Source organism: Brachybacterium sp. ACRRE, from assembly GCF_022346485.1.
Taxonomy (GTDB): domain Bacteria; phylum Actinomycetota; class Actinomycetes; order Actinomycetales; family Dermabacteraceae; genus Brachybacterium; species Brachybacterium halotolerans.
In genome coordinates, this window is record NZ_JAKRMO010000026.1 from 1 (window position 1) to 16,247 (window position 16,247).

14 protein-coding genes are annotated in these 16,247 nt (G+C 68.6%); 5 read left to right on the forward strand and 9 right to left on the reverse strand.

Going from position 1 to position 16,247, the window contains the following annotated elements:
• Positions 1 to 183 precede the first annotated feature (183 nt).
• From MHY49_RS09215 to MHY49_RS09230, 4 genes are all read left to right on the forward strand, one after another.
• Complete coding sequence (locus MHY49_RS09215) at positions 184 to 894, forward strand: SOS response-associated peptidase (RefSeq protein ID WP_239203704.1); 711 nt, start codon at positions 184 to 186, stop codon at positions 892 to 894.
• 102 nt (positions 895 to 996) lie between these two features.
• Positions 997 to 1,362, forward strand: a complete 366-nt coding sequence (locus MHY49_RS09220; RefSeq protein WP_239203705.1) for a hypothetical protein — start codon at positions 997 to 999, stop codon at positions 1,360 to 1,362.
• Positions 1,363 to 1,457: 95 nt separating this feature from the next.
• The gene (locus tag MHY49_RS09225) at positions 1,458 to 1,898 is read left to right on the forward strand and encodes a hypothetical protein (RefSeq protein ID WP_239203706.1); all 441 of its coding nucleotides are present in this window, start codon (positions 1,458 to 1,460) and stop codon (positions 1,896 to 1,898) included.
• Positions 1,899 to 1,929: 31 nt separating this feature from the next.
• Complete coding sequence (locus tag MHY49_RS09230; protein WP_239203707.1) at positions 1,930 to 2,622, forward strand: hypothetical protein; 693 nt, start codon at positions 1,930 to 1,932, stop codon at positions 2,620 to 2,622.
• 31 nt (positions 2,623 to 2,653) lie between these two features.
• Here the strand turns inward: MHY49_RS09230 and MHY49_RS09235 are convergent, their stop codons facing one another.
• The 9 genes from MHY49_RS09235 to MHY49_RS09275 all read right to left on the reverse strand — a co-directional run bounded on the left by MHY49_RS09235 (position 2,654) and on the right by MHY49_RS09275 (position 11,414).
• Positions 2,654 to 4,339 (reverse strand): hypothetical protein, encoded by a 1,686-nt coding sequence (locus MHY49_RS09235; protein ID WP_239203708.1) that lies wholly within the window; start codon positions 4,337 to 4,339, stop codon positions 2,654 to 2,656.
• Positions 4,340 to 4,375: 36 nt separating this feature from the next.
• Positions 4,376 to 4,957 carry a hypothetical protein gene (locus MHY49_RS09240; RefSeq protein ID WP_239203709.1) on the reverse strand — a complete coding sequence of 194 codons (582 nt, stop codon included), beginning with the start codon at positions 4,955 to 4,957 and terminating at the stop codon, positions 4,376 to 4,378.
• Positions 4,954 to 6,258, reverse strand: a complete 1,305-nt coding sequence (locus tag MHY49_RS09245; RefSeq protein ID WP_239203710.1) for a hypothetical protein — start codon at positions 6,256 to 6,258, stop codon at positions 4,954 to 4,956. Before MHY49_RS09245 ends, MHY49_RS09240 begins: the two co-directional genes overlap by 4 nt.
• 93 nt (positions 6,259 to 6,351) lie before the next feature.
• Complete coding sequence (locus MHY49_RS09250; protein WP_239203711.1) at positions 6,352 to 6,810, reverse strand: hypothetical protein; 459 nt, start codon at positions 6,808 to 6,810, stop codon at positions 6,352 to 6,354.
• Positions 6,811 to 6,870: 60 nt separating this feature from the next.
• Positions 6,871 to 7,653 (reverse strand): metal-dependent hydrolase, encoded by a 783-nt coding sequence (locus MHY49_RS09255; RefSeq protein WP_239203712.1) that lies wholly within the window; start codon positions 7,651 to 7,653, stop codon positions 6,871 to 6,873.
• A 78-nt stretch (positions 7,654 to 7,731) separates the two neighbouring features.
• A complete protein-coding gene (locus tag MHY49_RS09260) occupies positions 7,732 to 8,118 on the reverse strand; it encodes an RNA polymerase-binding protein RbpA (RefSeq protein WP_239203713.1) in 387 nt (128 codons plus the stop codon).
• Positions 8,115 to 8,612 carry a hypothetical protein gene (locus MHY49_RS09265; protein ID WP_239203714.1) on the reverse strand — a complete coding sequence of 166 codons (498 nt, stop codon included), beginning with the start codon at positions 8,610 to 8,612 and terminating at the stop codon, positions 8,115 to 8,117. Before MHY49_RS09265 ends, MHY49_RS09260 begins: the two co-directional genes overlap by 4 nt.
• A gap of 166 nt (positions 8,613 to 8,778) precedes the next feature.
• A complete protein-coding gene (locus MHY49_RS09270; protein ID WP_239203715.1) occupies positions 8,779 to 10,494 on the reverse strand; it encodes a cell division protein FtsK in 1,716 nt (571 codons plus the stop codon).
• Between the two features lie 11 nt (positions 10,495 to 10,505).
• The gene (locus MHY49_RS09275; RefSeq protein WP_239203716.1) at positions 10,506 to 11,414 is read right to left on the reverse strand and encodes a hypothetical protein; all 909 of its coding nucleotides are present in this window, start codon (positions 11,412 to 11,414) and stop codon (positions 10,506 to 10,508) included.
• A 488-nt stretch (positions 11,415 to 11,902) separates the two neighbouring features.
• On the opposite strand from MHY49_RS09275, the gene dnaE reads away from it, so the two are divergent.
• Entirely contained in the window at positions 11,903 to 16,240 is a 4,338-nt protein-coding gene (gene dnaE, locus MHY49_RS09280) for a DNA polymerase III subunit alpha (RefSeq protein WP_239203717.1), read from the forward strand.
• Positions 16,241 to 16,247: the final 7 nt, after the last annotated feature.

Here is a 16,247-nt window from a genome sequence, read left to right on the forward strand (position 1 = left end):
CTCGCGGGCCTGACGGTCGTGGACCATGCGCACGGCACGGTCACGGAGCTCTGGGCTGAACTTCTTGGGCATACTCCGATTCTCCTTCGTGAGACTCGGAACGGAACCCAGGGCGCTTCACCGGTGATATGGCATGCCACCGCAGTGCGCGGGCTGGGCTGCGGAATAATTCTCAATCGAACGATGCCGTCCCCCGGTAACGAGGCGGGGCTGCTGCACGCCTACGTCGCCACCAAGGCTGATCGCGAGGACCGGGACTGGTCGCCCGTGTTCTCGATCGCGCCGTCCACGCTCGTGCCTGTGGTGCGCGAGCACTTCGACGATGACAGCGAGCTGCACCGCACAATCGAGCCCGCCCGGTGGGGCCTGCGGCCGTCCTGGGCGAAGGAGAAGGGACCGCGGCCCATCAACGCCCGCTTCGAGACCGTGACGACCAACGGCATGTTCAAGGGTTCCTTCACCTCGCAGCGCGTCGTCGTGCCGATGACCGGCTACTACGAGTGGGTCGAGCAGGAGGATGGCACGAAGCAGCCCTACTACGTCCATCCCGAGAAGGGCGGGCTGCTGAACGCCGCCGGCCTCGCTGCAGCGCGCAAGGAGGGTGACGACTGGGAGGTCACGTTCACGATCATCACGCGTGAGGCGAAGGACGCAGCTGGCGACGTGCATGACCGGATGCCCGCTTACCTCTCGGACGAGAAGCTGGGGGACTGGCTCGCACCCGGCAAGCTCGACGACGATGAGAAGGCCGACCTGCACCAGGGTCTCGGCGAGGTCTCCGAGGACGTCGCGAAGACCCTCGTGACCTACCCGGTCAGTCGCGAGGTTAACAATGCCCGGAAGATCGACCGCACCGACCCCTCGCTCATCGAGAAGATCGAGCTGGACTCGTGAGTCGCACCAAGCCTGAGGGCCAGGGCGCTGAAGCAGGCCGCATGGAGGTGGTCACGTAGTCCTTTTTTTGGTGCGCTGGTTCTGTTGACAGGAGGGCAAAGCATGAAGCGATGGCACGAGTTCCCAACACATCGCAGCGAAGAGTCGGACCCGACCGACTGGGAAAGAGAAGACCTAGCACGCACGACGGATGATCTAACGGTCCTTCGATCGTTGTGGGATGATCCCGTGCCGGAGGTGCGGGGAGCGGCGCGCGGGCAGACCGCGAACCCCGTCGAGGTTCTTGCGGAGGCTCCGGTGGATTCCTCCTCACCGACCGCGCGCGAGAAGTTCGCGCGAGCGACGTTCACGTCACGCGACCACATCGCACTCTTCCTCGATACGACAGAGGACCTGCGGTTCACCGACGACGCGATCTCTACGACGCTGGGTGAAGTGGCCGAGCAGATTCTCTCCGCGAGGGGATGATCGACCGGGTCGCGCTCGCGGCAACGACGCACTGGACGCTGTGACTGCGGCACCTCCGGTGCAGCCACGCGTCGACCCCTCATGCCATCCTCACGATGAAGGAGCTGCAGCAGATGCGCATGGTCAAGCCCGAGCCGCGCTTCGTCCAACTGATGTTCCGCGAAGTCCCGTCCGACGACAGCCCGTCGGCGTCCGGACCGAACCGGCCGCTCGTTGGTGTCTACGAGGACGAGGCCGACGCGATCAGAGCAGAGCTGCGCAACCCCGGTCTCGGGGTCCACTGGATCGAGCTCGAGGTCATCGGTCCTCGCGCTCGCACATCGCGGGAGTTCGTCTGGGTCGCCGTCGACACGGACAGTCCGCTCGCGCCGGAGGTCGACACCAATCCCCGCGCAGTCTTCGGCACGCTCGAACACGCACGATCCTGGGTCGAGGAGCGCGCCCGACGCGGTGAACACCTCCTGCTGTGGCGACTGCCGCTGAATCAGATCGTTCCCACGGACCGCTCGGTCTTCGAGCCGGTCGAACTGGGCTGAACGAGCGCTGCTGGGAAGGAAAGGCGACGTCATGGAGTGGTACAGGTCCACAGAGTGGTCACTGGGGGAACAGGAGCGCTTCGAGCTGAAGCTGCGTCGAGCCCGTACGGAGAACAGGGGTGACTATCTTCGCATCAAGGGCTTGGCTCTCGAAAGTGCTGGACTCATCGCTGCCGCACGGGCGTTGTACGTGAGAGCCGCTGTCGAGGCCGGCGGGGGCGAGTTCACGCAGAGTGCTGCAATAGAGCACCTGGCGGATTCTCTGTTCGACGACGATCCGGCAGAATCCGAACGGCTGCTGCGCAAGATCATCGCAGTGAACCCCACCTTGAACGGCACGTCCCACATGGAAGAGGTCCACCTCGCGGAACTCCTCATTCGCCGGGGTACGGCAGAAGGGATGGCCGAGTCTCTCGAGCTCCTGGACTCGTGGGATGCGCGGGGCGCGGGTGACTTCCCAGCCCAGCTCTTCGAGGCAGCGGTCGCTCGAGCTCGTTGGAACAATGCCGCAGGCGAGACGCTTGCCGCTGCCAAGTGGGCAGGTCGGGCGCTCGAGCTCGCTGAACCTGAGTCACCGTTGACCGAGACCCCGGGCCTCGCGGTGCAGGACCCCGATGATGCCCTGGTCGAGTGGCTTTCGCAGCTTGCCGAGCGAGGAACATTCGGTCGTGCGCGGTGCGCCCGCACGGACCCTTCGCTCATCGATCCGCTGAACGAAAAATGACCCCTCTGCCGGAGGCCCCGCGCAACCCCCGTCACGGGCGTGCGATCACCGCGGTTTTGACCCCGACGTCGTCGATCCAGTCCACCGTGCCGTCCACCGTGACGACATGCCCCGACTCCTCCGGATCGTCGGAGTCCCAGCAGATGCGATGGTTGTCCGGCGTGCTTCCGACGAGCCGCCACACGCCACCGTCCTCACGGGCCTCCTCGACGCGCACGACCTGATTCTTCAGCCTCTTTCCCACGCGGCCGAGTGCCGTTGGATCGAAGGGGGAGTCGGCCACCGGAATGCCGTCAGCGTCCCTCTCTACAGGCACCTCGAGCTTGGCTCGGGTCACCTTCGTCTGGTCGACGCCCCGGTACTGCTCGTGGGACTTCACGGTCCCGGTGAGCACCGTCGACGCACCGATCTCCAGGTCGACCAGGTTCGTGGTGCGCCAGACGACCTCGTGCCCATCCTCCGTGCGCATCGTGATGAGCTGGAACGGCTCGTCCCCGTGGGGCCAGGCGTACTTCTGCTGCGTCCCTTCGTAGATGTTCGTGATGGTCACGGGAATGTTGCGGAGGCGCTCCTTCTCCTGGCCGATGAACCCGGCGGCAGCCGACTGGACACGATCGACCTGCGCCTTCTCCCGGGCGGCTTCGCGCTGCTTGCGCCCGTACACGGCGACCGCGGAGGCGACGGTCCCCATCCCCTTCTCGCTGACGAACCCGTTGTCCAGCAGCGTGGAGAGGTTCCGTCCGTAGTCCGTGTCCGTGTCGACCTCGCGGGCTGCCGCGATCACCTCGTCGACGGTGCCATCCCGCAGAAGCTCCTGCGCCTGTGCGTGGGCCTCGTCCTTCTCCTTGCGCTGTGCGGCGTTGTCGTAGTTCCCGTACTCGAACATGCCGTCCAGGCTGTCGACCGTCGAGACGGTCCCCCACTCGGTGGCGTTGCCGCGACCGACGAACCTCTTGCCGTTGTCCGAGGCGACCAACGCGCGGGCGATCAGCTCGCGGTTGTCCATCACGGGCACAGGAAGCGGGTCAGCGCGCATGTCGTCGTCGATCTGCTCGGTGAGGTCCATGCCCAGGGCCCACAGCCCCTTGGGCTTCACGCCGAGGAACGTCTGCACGCACGTGGACCCCACCTGGAGCATCTCGCCGGTCTCCGGGTTGGACACCAGGAACGTCTGGTTGCGGTCGCGGAACTGTCCGCAGTGGTCGCATCGCCCCGGCTCCGGTCGCCACTCGCCGAAGTCTCGGCCTGCACTGCGGAGCATGAAGCTGTCGGTGCCCGGCTCACGGTCGAGGACGGCGTCGAACGACCAGCCCTCGTGGCTGATCTCGGGCCTGTTCAGGACGAATGTCGTCGTCCGCTCTTCGATCATCGCCCCGGGGAACGCGCCGCCGCGGAGCTCGTCCTCAGTCGGTAGCCGGCGCTTCACGGTGTCCGTGCGCTCGAACGTGAACCGTTCGTCGATGCCTTCGCGTGCGAGGCGCCGGTTCGCCTTCTCGATGATCTCCTCCGCGCGCTCCGCGAAGACGGTGTCCATGCGGACGGTGCGACGCTGCCGGTCCTCCTCCGCGCGCTCGCGCGCCAGAGCAGAGTCGATCTCGTCGACCGGACGGGGAGGCTGGGCGATGTCCACCACGGCTTCTCGACGCGCGATGGTCCCGAACTCGCCCTTGTTGCCGGCCTCGCCGGTGTCCCGCTTGCGGATCTTGGTGCTGGTCACGACCTATCCCCTTCTCCACTGGTGCCCGGGTGTGGTTCAGTGCTCGCCCGGGCGGCGACCGAAGGACTCCTGCAGCTGCGCCTTCAGCGTGCGCACGCGCGCCTCGGCGGCCTCGATCTCCCGGACTGCGGAGCGCTCAGACTGGAAGTTCACGCCTCCGCTGTCGCCGAGTCCCTCGATCGCCTCGACAGGACCCCCGAGGACCTCTCCGGCGCTGGGCGCCCGGCCGGTGAAGTCCATGAGGTAGTCGGATGCCTGGTCGCCGATCCGGTAGGCAGAGCCGTCCTCGGCGCGGACGAACAGCTCGGCTCCGTAGTGCGGCTCCGGGTTGTGGCCGTACTCCTCGACCTCCTCGACGCTCGCGTCCCAGACAGCGACCAGGGCAGTCCCCTCGGGCATGTCGTCGTTGAAGCGGGTGATGTCGCTCGGCGTCGAGCGGGCCAGTGCGCCCTCCTTGGTGGCGAAATGGTCGGCCAGTGCACGGGTATCCAGCGGAGGCTGGGACGAGCCCTGGGCGGTGGTCACCGCGAGATCAGCCTCGCTGCGGCGGGTGTGGCCGAACTGGCCGCCGTTGCCCTGCTCGCCGGTGTCGCGCTTGCGCGTCATGTGGGTGTTCATGCCTGATCCTTCTTCCATGTTCCAGTGACGATGGTTCCTGCGGGGACGGTGGCTCCGGGTTCGACGACAGCGTCCTTCTCGATGCGCGCACCGTCGCCGATGCGGGCGCCGTCTCCGATCTGCCCGCGCAGGTCGACGTGCACGCGGTCCCCGACCAGGACGCCTGCGCCGATGGATGCGTCCTTGCGCACGCGCACCCGGTACCCGAGAGTCGCGGCGTCGCCCACCCTCGCTGCCTTCTCGAGCTTGCAGCTGCCGCCGGCGCGCACTCCGGCCCCGATGTGCGCGCCCGTGGACAGGGTCGCGCGCGGGCCCAGCACCGTGCCGCGGCCGACACCGGATCCTTCCGTCATCCATGCGCCCGCGCCGAGACGGGCGTGGTCCCCGACCCAGGTGCCGGGGCCCATGATCGTGCGGTCGCCCAGGGACGCGCTCGTGCCGACGCGGGAGCGCAGGCCGACGGAGCTGTCTGCGCCGACGCTTGCGTGCGAGCTCACGCGGGAGGATGCGCCCAGGGTGCTGCCCGGCCCGACGAGCACTCCGCTGTGGACGCGTGCGCCGACACCGGCGTGCACGTCGGCGCACAGGGTGCTCTTCCCGATGCGCGCGCCGGGGGCGATCACGGCCCCGGGGCCGACCGCGGCCCCCTCCTCGATCGTCGCCCGCCGGGACACGGTCGCCCGCGGGTCGATGCCTTCGAGAGGGGGCTCGTCGTCTGCCGGCGGCTCCCACGCCTCGTCCCCGAGGGACGGGAGGTGCGTGCAGGCGATGTCGCCGGCCCCGCGTTCGATCTCCGTGGTGAAGAGTTCCACGTCGACCCACTCGGGGTCTTCCGCGAGGAGCCTGTGGGTGCGGATCCCCGTCTGAGCCAGTGCCAGCTTCTCGTTCTTCCTCAGGGAGTCCCAGAGCTGTTCGATGGCTGCGGGGCGGCGGCGGACGGGGATGTCGCGGACGAGCTGATCGTCGGGCACCGATTCCAGTGCGGGACGGGGCGAGAACACAGCGGGTGCCTCGTCCTCGCGGTCGTCTCGCACCGCCAGGGCGAGGGCGCTGGAGGCGAGGAACGCGTCCGCGCAGAAGGTGTCGTCGGACTGGACGTATGCCTGCAGTGCGGCGCGTCCGAGCTCGTCCCGCTGACTGCTCGTCAGTCGCGCGGCGATGCGGGCGTCCGGAGAGTCGGCGATCCCGGACTGCGCGGCGCCGAGGTCGACGACTGCTTCGAGCCGGTGGAGGGTTCCGAACTCGCCCTTGTTGCCGGCCTCTCCGGTGTCGCGCTTGCGGATCTTGGTGCTGGACTTCATCGGGTTCCTCCTTCCCCTCTCTCCGGGCCTGCCTCATTTGAAGAAGTGGGCGGGTTCCCTCTCGCCACGGCGGAACGGAGCGCCGGTGGCGGTTCAGAAGTCGAAGTCGTCCGGAGCGTCCTCGTCGGCAGCCTCCTGGGGTGCCTCCGCGCCGTCGGAGTCATCGGAGTCGTCGTCGGCCGGAGGGTCGGGTAGCTCCTCGGGGTCCTCACCGAGGTCGCGACGGATCAGACCGATCACCGCATCCAGGCGCTCCATGCGCTCCTCGAGCTCGTCCCGCTGGACGACCAGGTGCTCCAGGCGCATCTGCGAGGCCTCGACCTTCCCCTCGGACTCCGACGTGCCGGCCACGACCCGCGTGGGGCACGGGTAGGGGACTCGCACGGATTCCTCCGAGAACTTCCAGTCGTCCCCGTCGGCGGTCGCGCGGTTGAGGGCGTCCAGACGCAGCCTGGTGCACTCGGCGCAGATGACATCGACGTCGTAGCCGTTCTCGTGGGAGACGAGGGTGGGGCCGTGCAGCTTGCGGACGGATTCGATGAGCGAAGCCATGGTTCTCCTTCGGTGGGGTCTACCCGGTCCAGTGGGCGGATCGCCCGTGCCGCGGGACGATCACAGGGACGCCATGACCGCGTCGGTGGACTCGAACGCTGTTGCACCCAGCGCGAGCAGGGCATACCCGGACAGGGCGGCGCACAGGGCCCATTCGCGTCCGCTGCCCGCGTTGCCCAGGATGGGCAGGGCGACGTTGCCGTCCTCGTGCCACAGCGGAGACGCCGTATCTCGGGGAGGGCGCATCACCAGAGGCCAGGTCGGGAAGGGCAGGCTCTCGGTGGTCAGCAGGTCCCCGGCCAGGTGGACGCACACCCCCAGGCCGACGGAGAGCGGCAGCCAGATCGCGACAGTCGGCGCGGCCGCCGCGACGACGATCCCCGCGCCGGCGCCCACCAGCCACGGCAGCAGGGAACCGTCCACGACCTTCAGCGCCCGGGTCGCGAACACGCACATCAGGGTCACGACCACGACCGCGCCGACCTGCACGTCGCCGAGGAGGGGGACGCTCACGCTCCAGCCTGCTCCGGCGACGAGTGCGGTCACGGTGGTGAACACGAGCGCCGAGAGCAGCGTGTGGGTGGCCCCGCGGTGGCCAGTGATGGCACCGATGGCCGAGGTGATCGACTTCGACGCCGCGCCGGCGGAGCGGGCGATCGTCGCGCTGGGGTGGTCGACGTCCGGGAGGAGGGCCGCGCCGGTGGTCACGATCGCTCCTGCCAGCACCTGTGGCCCGTCCAAGGACAGGGCGTTCACGCCGAGAGCATGCCCGGAGATCTCGGCCGAGCCGAACAGTGCCATCCACGCGGCGGTGCCGCTGATGGCATGGTGCCCGCCCATCATCTTGGTCCCCTCCCGCCGCTGCGGTCTCGTGCTCTGGGCCTGACAGTGGGCGCACCGGGTCTCAGGCGGGACGCGTCGTCACCGGTACGAGGGGCCGGTGTGGAGCGTGCCGGCGCGCAGCATCGACAGGCGTCGCTGCAGCAGCTCCTCGAGCTGGCGTTCGGTTCTGCGTTCGCTGATCTGCTGCCAGTGCGTCTTCGGGCGCTTCGCCTGCGGCCTGGGAGAGGTGCCGATCAGGCATGCGTCCTCGTCGGCGTCCTGGGTGCATACGGCGGGCTCGCGGCATCGACGGCACGGCCACACCGCGGGAACCGAGGCCTCAGGGTGCAAGGGCACCGTCGTGGTGATCTCGCACTGCCCGCACAGGTAGTCGACCTCGTGCGTGCGCAGGGGGACGACATGCCCTGGGTTCTCCGAGGAGACCGCGCGGTGGGGGATGGACCCCACGAGGAGGGTGGAAGTCACTGGCTCACCGCCAGATCCTCGTGCTCGATCACTTCGATGAGCCCCAGCTTCTGCAGGGACTCGAGCATGGAGACGTCGTCGGCGGGATCGATCCAGGCGATGTTCCCGGTGGGGCGTTCGCGGCCGGTGAAGGGGGCGAACAGTGAGGTCACCAGGACCAGCGGCACCGGGTTGTCCCAGCGCGGCCCGGGGTCAGCGCTCTCCCTGCCGGCGAGCAGCGTCGACCAGGTGTCCTCGTCGGTGGTGGAGTCCAGGTCTTCGCGCTGCACGGCGGTGGCCACGATGGACTCCTGTACGGCGGTGGCGATGACGATCGCCTGCTCGAGGCGCATCAGGAACAGCAGGTCGCGATCATCCTCGTCGAGATACTCCTCGCCGATCACCGCGGCCAGCAGCTCGTCGTTGCGGTCTGCGTTCACCACGCGCGAGCCGATGCGGATGGAGAACAGGGTGTCGGGGGCCGTCTTCGTGGGATCAGGGGTCCAAGTGCTCATCGCGACTTCCTCGATCGTGGGATGTAGGGCATGCACTCACTCCAGTGGGCGGGAGAATCCGCAGCGGACATGAAGAGCGGGGAGCGCCCCGTACGCTCCCCGCTCAGCAGGACTGCCCTACACCCCTGCACTGGTGACAGTGGGCGGGGGCGAAGGTGCTGTGTGATCAGGTGCTTGCCTGCCGCCCGGCGCGCGCCGCCGCGGCTGCGCCACGCAGCTCCGTCCCGTCCTCGCTGTACACCCGGTCCGACGCGGCCTTCGGCACCCTCCGTCGGTTCCACGGGTCGTCGTCCGGGAGCTGCTGGATGGCGTCCTCGAAGGACTCCCCGCCCGTGTACTGGGCGATCTGCGACTTCGACGGCGCCGGAGAGTCGCACGTGGTGGCCCCCAGTGCGGTCAGGCGCTTCTCGTACTCGCGGAAGTCCGCGTAGTAGCTCTTGAACACTCCCGGCTCCGCCTCCGTCTCGAAGACCCCGACACCGAGGCGGGCGCGCCTGTCGTTGGCGACGTTCCCCGGGATCCGCGGGACCATCGTGGGGTCGTTCAGCGCCAGGCGGCGGTTGCTGTCGGTGGGCTTGGCGCCCAGCAGGATCTTGTTCTGCAGGTTCGTGCGGAGATCGGGCGTGATGCCCGTGTTCTGCGAGGCGACCTGCGTGGACAGCAGCAGCTTCATGTCCACGAAGCGCAGCTCGGCGGCCGTCTTCTTGATGAACCTCTTCAGCCGTGCCTTGTTGGAGTTGGTCTGCTCGGCCTCGATCCGGATCGGGTCGTCCTTGGAGATCTTGGGGACCTCCTCGGGCAGGAGCAGGCCGGTGAGCTCGTCGACCACGACGAAGATCGGGGGGAACTGCTCGGAGGCGGGCAGTTCGGCGGCCTTCACGACGCCGTGGCGCTCCAGGATCTCCGAGCGCCGCTGCCCTTCGTCGTAGATCAGCCCCATGGTGGTCACCGACGCCTCGAGGCTGTCGCAGCCCCAGAACCCGGGGGCGCAGAACTTCTTGGCCCACAGGAAGTCGACCTTCTTCGCCGGCACGTCGACGATCGCCAGCTGCATGCCGCGGGAGAGCGCACCGAAGATCGCCGCGTTGATGGTGACGGTCTTGCCGGCGCCCGAAACGCCGTTGATCGCGGTGTGAGGACCGGACTCGAGGTCGAGGGTGAACCGCGGGGAGGCGGCGTCCGCGCGCTCGGGGAGGATCCGACCCAGGGGCAGCTGGGCCCATGCTTCGCGGTCCGTGGCGCGGTCCGGGACCTTTTCGTCGAAGGGGTAGGGGATCGCGGCAGGGAACGTGGGGGGCTGGCCGGGGACGATCTGTGCGGACAGGGACTTGGGGGAGACGTCGACGTACCAGCCGGGGGCGCCGACGACGTTCTCGGCGACCTCGGTGAGCTTCTCGTCGTGCTTGGAGGGCATGTAGGACCGGGGCAGGCGCAGCTCGAATCCGCCTCCGTGGCGGGCGGAGACCTGCACATCCCACGGCTTGACGGACAGGGCGTTGGCGACGGCGCTGCGGCAGCGCACGACGTCCTCGCTCAGCCGCTCCAGGACTCCTCGCCCCAGGTGGGGTTCGTACTGGGTCATGGTGTAGCCGGGGTTGGCGTGCTCGAGGCGGGCGGCCTCGCGGTCCCCGTCGGACGGCTTCGCGTCGGTGCGCAGCGTGGCAATCAGGCGGGTCGAGCCTCGCTCGGAGGACACCTCGGTGACCGTGCGGATGCGCTCGAACGTGACCGTCTCGGTGTCGGGGTCGAAGCTGGAGACCTTGAAGCCGACGCCTGCTTCGTCGCTGATCTTCTTCTCCACGGCGAGCACGTGGGCGTCGTTGTAGGGGTCGAAGCCGGGGATCTTGTGGCTGGTGCGCTGGATCTGGGTGCTGCTGCCCATGGTCTCTCCCTTCAGTTGCCGGTGGTCGCGAGGTTCTCGTCGGAGAAGCTGTTGGCGACCTCGGCGAGGACTGGCTGGTAGGCCAGGTACAGGCCCTGCGCGATCTCGCTGAGCTGAGGGGTGATCTCGCCGACGAGGGTGGGGCCGTCCGCGGTCTGCCGATCAGCCTGGGTCTGCAGGTGGTTGAGCAGGGCGGAGATCTCCGGCTGGGAGGCGAAGCGGGAGCGGGCGACGCGGACGAGGGAGCTGACGGCTCGGGCAGGGTCGGATGTTCCCAGGGGGGTGAGGTCGCCTTCGGAGACGAGCTCGCACAGCGCGACGGTGTCCAGGGCGGACAGGGCCATCGAGGCATGCTCGAAGCTCTCGACCAGGGCGAGGGAGGCGATGGAGGCCCAGTCGGAGTCCTCGTTGTCGTCGGGCACGAAGATCGGCGCGATGTCGATCGCGTCGAGGTCGGGGTCATCGACGCCGTTCCACCACGAGCGGATGCGGTCCTGGGTGGCGGGGTCGTCGGCGTCGAGGTCGTAGAGGGCCAGGATGTCGAGCCATCCGCCGCTGTCGACGTCGTAGAGCCCGTTGCCCCACATCTCGAAGGCGATGCGCAGTGCCCAGGCGTCGTCGCTCTCGGGGATCGTTCCCTCGTCGGTGGCGATGTCGTAGCGGTCGCGCAGGGCTTCCGGGAGCCACATGAACGGGTAGCGCAGTGCGTCGGGGCGGACGCCCGGGGTGCCGCGCAGGGGCGCACCGTCTGTGTAGCGGGGCAGAGGGATGGAGACGGCCGGGGAGGTGACGAGATGGTCGTCGTCGAGCCCGAGGACGTCGCGAGCCAGGCCGACCCTGAGCGCTTGCGGGATGATGCGCTCGGGAAGGGTGAGGCTTTCTCCGGGCTGCAGCAGGTATCGGACTCGTCGGGTGTGCATGTGTCCTCCAGGGGTGGTTCGTGCGTGCACCCTCCCCATATGCGAAGGAGCGCCCGCGCCCCGGGGTCGTGACGGTCCAACCCGACGTGTTCGTGCGTATCTGTGCTGGTCAGCAGACGGTTGCGGGCGTAGCCAGGCATCGATCCCCACGGTCTCCACCCGCGGTCCACCCAACGAACGTGCAGGTTGGGGCGGGAACCCCCTCATCCCCTACATACTCTCTCTATCTCTTTAGAAGAGAGATGTATGTATGTATGAGGGGTTCATGTTCTCCAATCCCCTATAGAAGGTCATGTTCCGCGCGTCGGGATGGGGGATATGAGGGAATTCCGCGAACGACCTGCGCGGATTCATGCCAGAGCGCGGGGGAGCGATGGCGGAGCCGGTGGGGAACACCCCTCACCTCCACGCCCATCTGGCCCGTCCCGCGAGGAGCTCTCCCCGCCCACTGCACCCTTCGCATGGCACGACTCGCGGAAGGAGCCAATGTGAGCACAGGCGGCTTCGTCCACCTCCACACCCACTCGGAGTACAGCGACTTCGACGGACTGTCCTCGGTCAAGCGCCTCGTCCAGGCAGCCTCCGGTGACCACCAGGGCGCCCTGGCGATCACCGACCACGGGCGCCTGGCCGCACTGTGGTCTTTGCGCACCGCCTGCGCCGACGTCGGCGACGTCAAGGCGATCCCCGGGATCGAGGCCTACATCGTCGTCTCCGGCACCCGAACCGACCCCGGGACGATCCAGGTCGCCGCCGACTCGGACGACCTCGACGCCGGAGGATCCAGCTCCCCCGGGAAGGGCTCGAGCACGAAGACGAAGAAGTACGAGCACCTCACGCTTCTCGCCGCCACACGCACCGGCCTGCGCAACCTCATCGAGATGTCCAACGCCTCCCAGGAGACGAAGACCGGGAAGTACCGGCTGATCGACTACGAGCTCCTCGCAGAGCACGCCGAAGGACTGATCGTCCTCACCGGATGCGTCGGCGGGCCGGTCGCGGGACCCCTGTCGCGCATCACCGGCGAAGACCCCGACGCCGACGACGCCGAAGCCGCGCGGGCTCAGCAGAACCTCGACAAGCTCGTGAGCGCCGTCGGCCACGAGAACGTGTACATCGAGGTCGCCGACCACGGACAGGACGCCCAGGAGCGCGCCCTGCACGGCCTCTACGAGATCGCCCAGCGCAACGACCTGCCGGTCGTTGTCGCCAACGACTCCCACTACGTCGACGAAAGGGACCAGGTCGTCCACGAGGCGCACATGGCCCTGGGCCAGAAGGGACTGACCGTCAGCTCCCCCGACCGCTACCACTTCAGCGGACACGGGCAGTTCTTCCGCACCGAAGCCCAGATGCGGGCCGTGCGCCCAGACGACGAGACCTGGCAGAGGGGATGCGACGAGACCGTCCGCATCGCCGCCCGCATCGACGAGGACATCTTCCCCGAGACCCGCCTGCGCGTGCCCAGCTTCCCGATCCCCGCATGGTTCACCCGCGGCCTGCAGGACGGCACCTACAAGCGCTACACCGTCCCTGCCTCCGCAGCCGACGGCACCGACCCCGTCACGTTCTCCTACTTCATGCACCGCGTCCACGCCGGAGCCACCGAGCGCTGGGGGAGGGACCTCCCGGCCGAGGTCTCCTCCCGCATCAAGTTCGAGATGTCCGTGATCTGCCGCCTCGGCGTCATGGACTACTTCCTGCTCGTCGCCGACCTCATCGCCTGGGCCCGCTCCGACTGGACCGCCGAGGACTGGGTCAGCAGCCACGACACGGACACCGTGCGCGAGGACCGCGCGCTCAAGGATCCGATCTCGGTCGGCCCCGGCCGCGGCTCCGCCCCCGGGTCGGCCGTCTCCTACAGCCTCAGCATCGTCGGCGTCGACCCCATCGCAAACGGCCTGCTCTTCGAGCGCTTCCTCGACCTCGAGCGCTTCGAGATGCCCGACATCGACGTGGACTTCGAGAAGGAGCGCCGCGCCGAGGTCATCCACTACCTCTCCGTGCGCTACGGGCACAACAACGTGTGCCGCCTGGGCATGCACGGCACCAACAAGATGAAGCGCGCCCTGGACAGTGCCGGCCGCTACCTCGAGATTCCCGTGACCCAGGTGGCAGAGGTCAAGAAGCAGCTGCCCCAGGACGGGGCGGACCTGCGCATGCTCATGGACACCGACCCGCCCGACACCAGCTCGCTGAGTGAGAAGGACGCCGACGCGCTGCTGGAGCGGCACGCATCGGGTGAGACCCTGCGCAGGTACCTGGCCACTGCCGACGATGAGATCCGCTCCATGGTGGAGTACGCGGCGGTCCTCGAGGGCGTCGTGGTCAGCCCCGGCATGCACGCCTGCGGAGTCGTCGTCTCCGACGAGAACCTCACCCCGCTGGTCCCCATGCGCCTGGACAAGGGCGAGTGGGTCACCGAATGGGACGGCCCGGACGTCGCCGACTTCGGACTGCTGAAGATGGACGTCCTCGGTCTGCGCACCCTCGACATCGTCAAGGCCACCCAGCGCAACGTCCTCGACGAGCACGGCGAGATCGACTTCGACCTCGGGACGCTGCACACCGACGGGGCCCGCGGCGAGACGACCTGGGACCTCCTGGGCCGAGGCGACTCCACGGGGGTGTTCCAGCTCGAGTCCGAGGGGATGCGCGAACTGCTCACCACCGCCCACCCCCGATCCCTGGACGACCTCTCCGCCCTCATCGCCGCCTACCGTCCCGGCCCCATGAGCGCCGGCATGCACACTGAATGGGCCCTGCGCGCCGGTGGCAAGGCGCCCGTGTCGTACGACGCTCTGAGCTCGGACCGCGCCGAGCAGGAGACCATCGGATCGGTCCTCGGGGAGTCTCAGGGCGTCATCCTCTTCCAGGAACAGATGATGCGCCTGGGCAAGATCGTCGGGAAGTTCGACGCCGTGCGCGCGAACAACCTGCGCCGTGCGATCTCCAAGAAGAAGCAGAAGCTGATCGACTCACTCAAGCCGGACTTCATCGCCGGCGCGCAGCGCGAAGGCGTCGGCGAGGACGGGAAGACGCCCGTGCCCGCCTTCTCCGCCGAGACCGCGGAGCGGCTGTGGACGGCCTTCGAGGGATCCGGGTCCTACGCGTTCAACAAGTCGCACACCACCGCCTACGGCGTGCTGTCCTACCAGACCGCCTACCTCAAGGCGAACTGGCCCCCGGAGTTCGGCGCCGCAGCCCTGCGCTTCACCGGCTCCGGGAAGGACAAGGCGCACTTGCGCGTGGGCACCATCCGGTCCCTGCGCGCCGAGGGCGTCGAGGTGATGGCCCCCGACATCAACGCCTCCGACGAGTTCACGATCGCGCGCGAGGGGAAGGTGTGGATCGGCCTCGGGGAGATCAAGGGCGTCGGATCGATCGCCGCCGAGGTCGTCGCCGAGCGCCGACGCAACGGCCCCTTCACCTCCATGGGGGACCTCGCGACCCGCGTATCGGTCACCGCCACCAACTCCGACGGGAAGCAGTCGACGAAGTCCCTGACCAGCGCCCAGCTGGCCGCACTCGCCCAGGCCGGCGCCTTCGACTCGTTCGGCGACGGATTCCGGCTCGGCCACGTGATCGCCGCGCGCGCGATCCGCAAGGACCCGCAGCTGAGGATCGCCCAGATGGAGTACTCGGTGCTGGAGAAGGCGGCCCGGCAGCGTGAAGTGATCCTCGCGATCACCGGGACGCACCCCACCAAGACCCTGGCCCGCCAGATCGGCGCCCTCTACCAGCGCCGCGCAGGGGATGACGCTGCACCCAAGCCGCCGCTGGGCCTGCACCGCCTGCCGAGCTCTGACGGATCGCGCATCCACACTCTGGGGGTCGTCTCGGCCTTCACCGAGCGCAGAACGCGCCGCGGGTCCTGGATGGTCACCCTCGAGGTCGAGAACTCCCACACATCCATCCAGTGCGTCGGGTTCTCCGACGTCCACGCATCCCTCAAGGAGCTCGGCATGCCCGCCGTCGGTGACCTCGTCGAGCTCCGCGGGCAGGTGCGCGTGCGGGAGGTCGAGCGGGAAGTCGTCGACGAGGAGACGGGGGAGACCAGCACGCAGGTGACGACCGAGCGCTCGATCGTCCTGTCCGACGTCGAGTACATGGACGTCGAGGACCCCGACCGCGACGCCGAGGGTGACCCGGAGCTGTCGGTCGGTCGACTGCTCGCGGACGGGGCAGACCTTCCCCCGGGGCGCTCTGCCCCAGAGCGCGATGCGCCCGCGGCTCCCACGCGCGCGCAGGAGCCGTCGCCGTCGTCTCCCGATAGTGACGATGAGGAGGAGTTCGAGCCGATGTCCGCGCCCTCGCCTTCTCTCGAAGCGGAGACGAGGAAGCACGCTGAGGACGAGGCACCGTCACAGGTCGCCGTCCGCGTCCCGGCAGCACGAGGCCGAAAGCCGTCCGCCGCCGCCACCACCACGGAGAGCGAGGACGCAGACCTGGAGACTGTGGCCGACAGTGACCAGTGGAAGAGGCTCCGCGAGGCCCTGCGACTCGCCACGGGTAACGAGTTCATTCTCGCCCGCCCTCGGCGCAACTCCACGACCGGCAACGACGTCGGCACCTTCCTGCGCGTGGAGACTCCGCACGGGGCCGCACTCGTCCCCGTGTCCGCCCAGCGCCGGCTGTCCAACCTCGCAGCAGCCGGGCGCCTTCCGGCGGTGGTCTCCAGCGACAAGCTGCGCTGCGTCGTCATCGACACCCGGCAGTGGGACCGGCACCTGCGGGCGATGACAGACGCCATCAACTCCGGGTTCATCGACCCCTCGGCGAGCAGCGTCGACGGCGTGGAACCCACTGCCTTGCGGACCGCATGAACCCGTC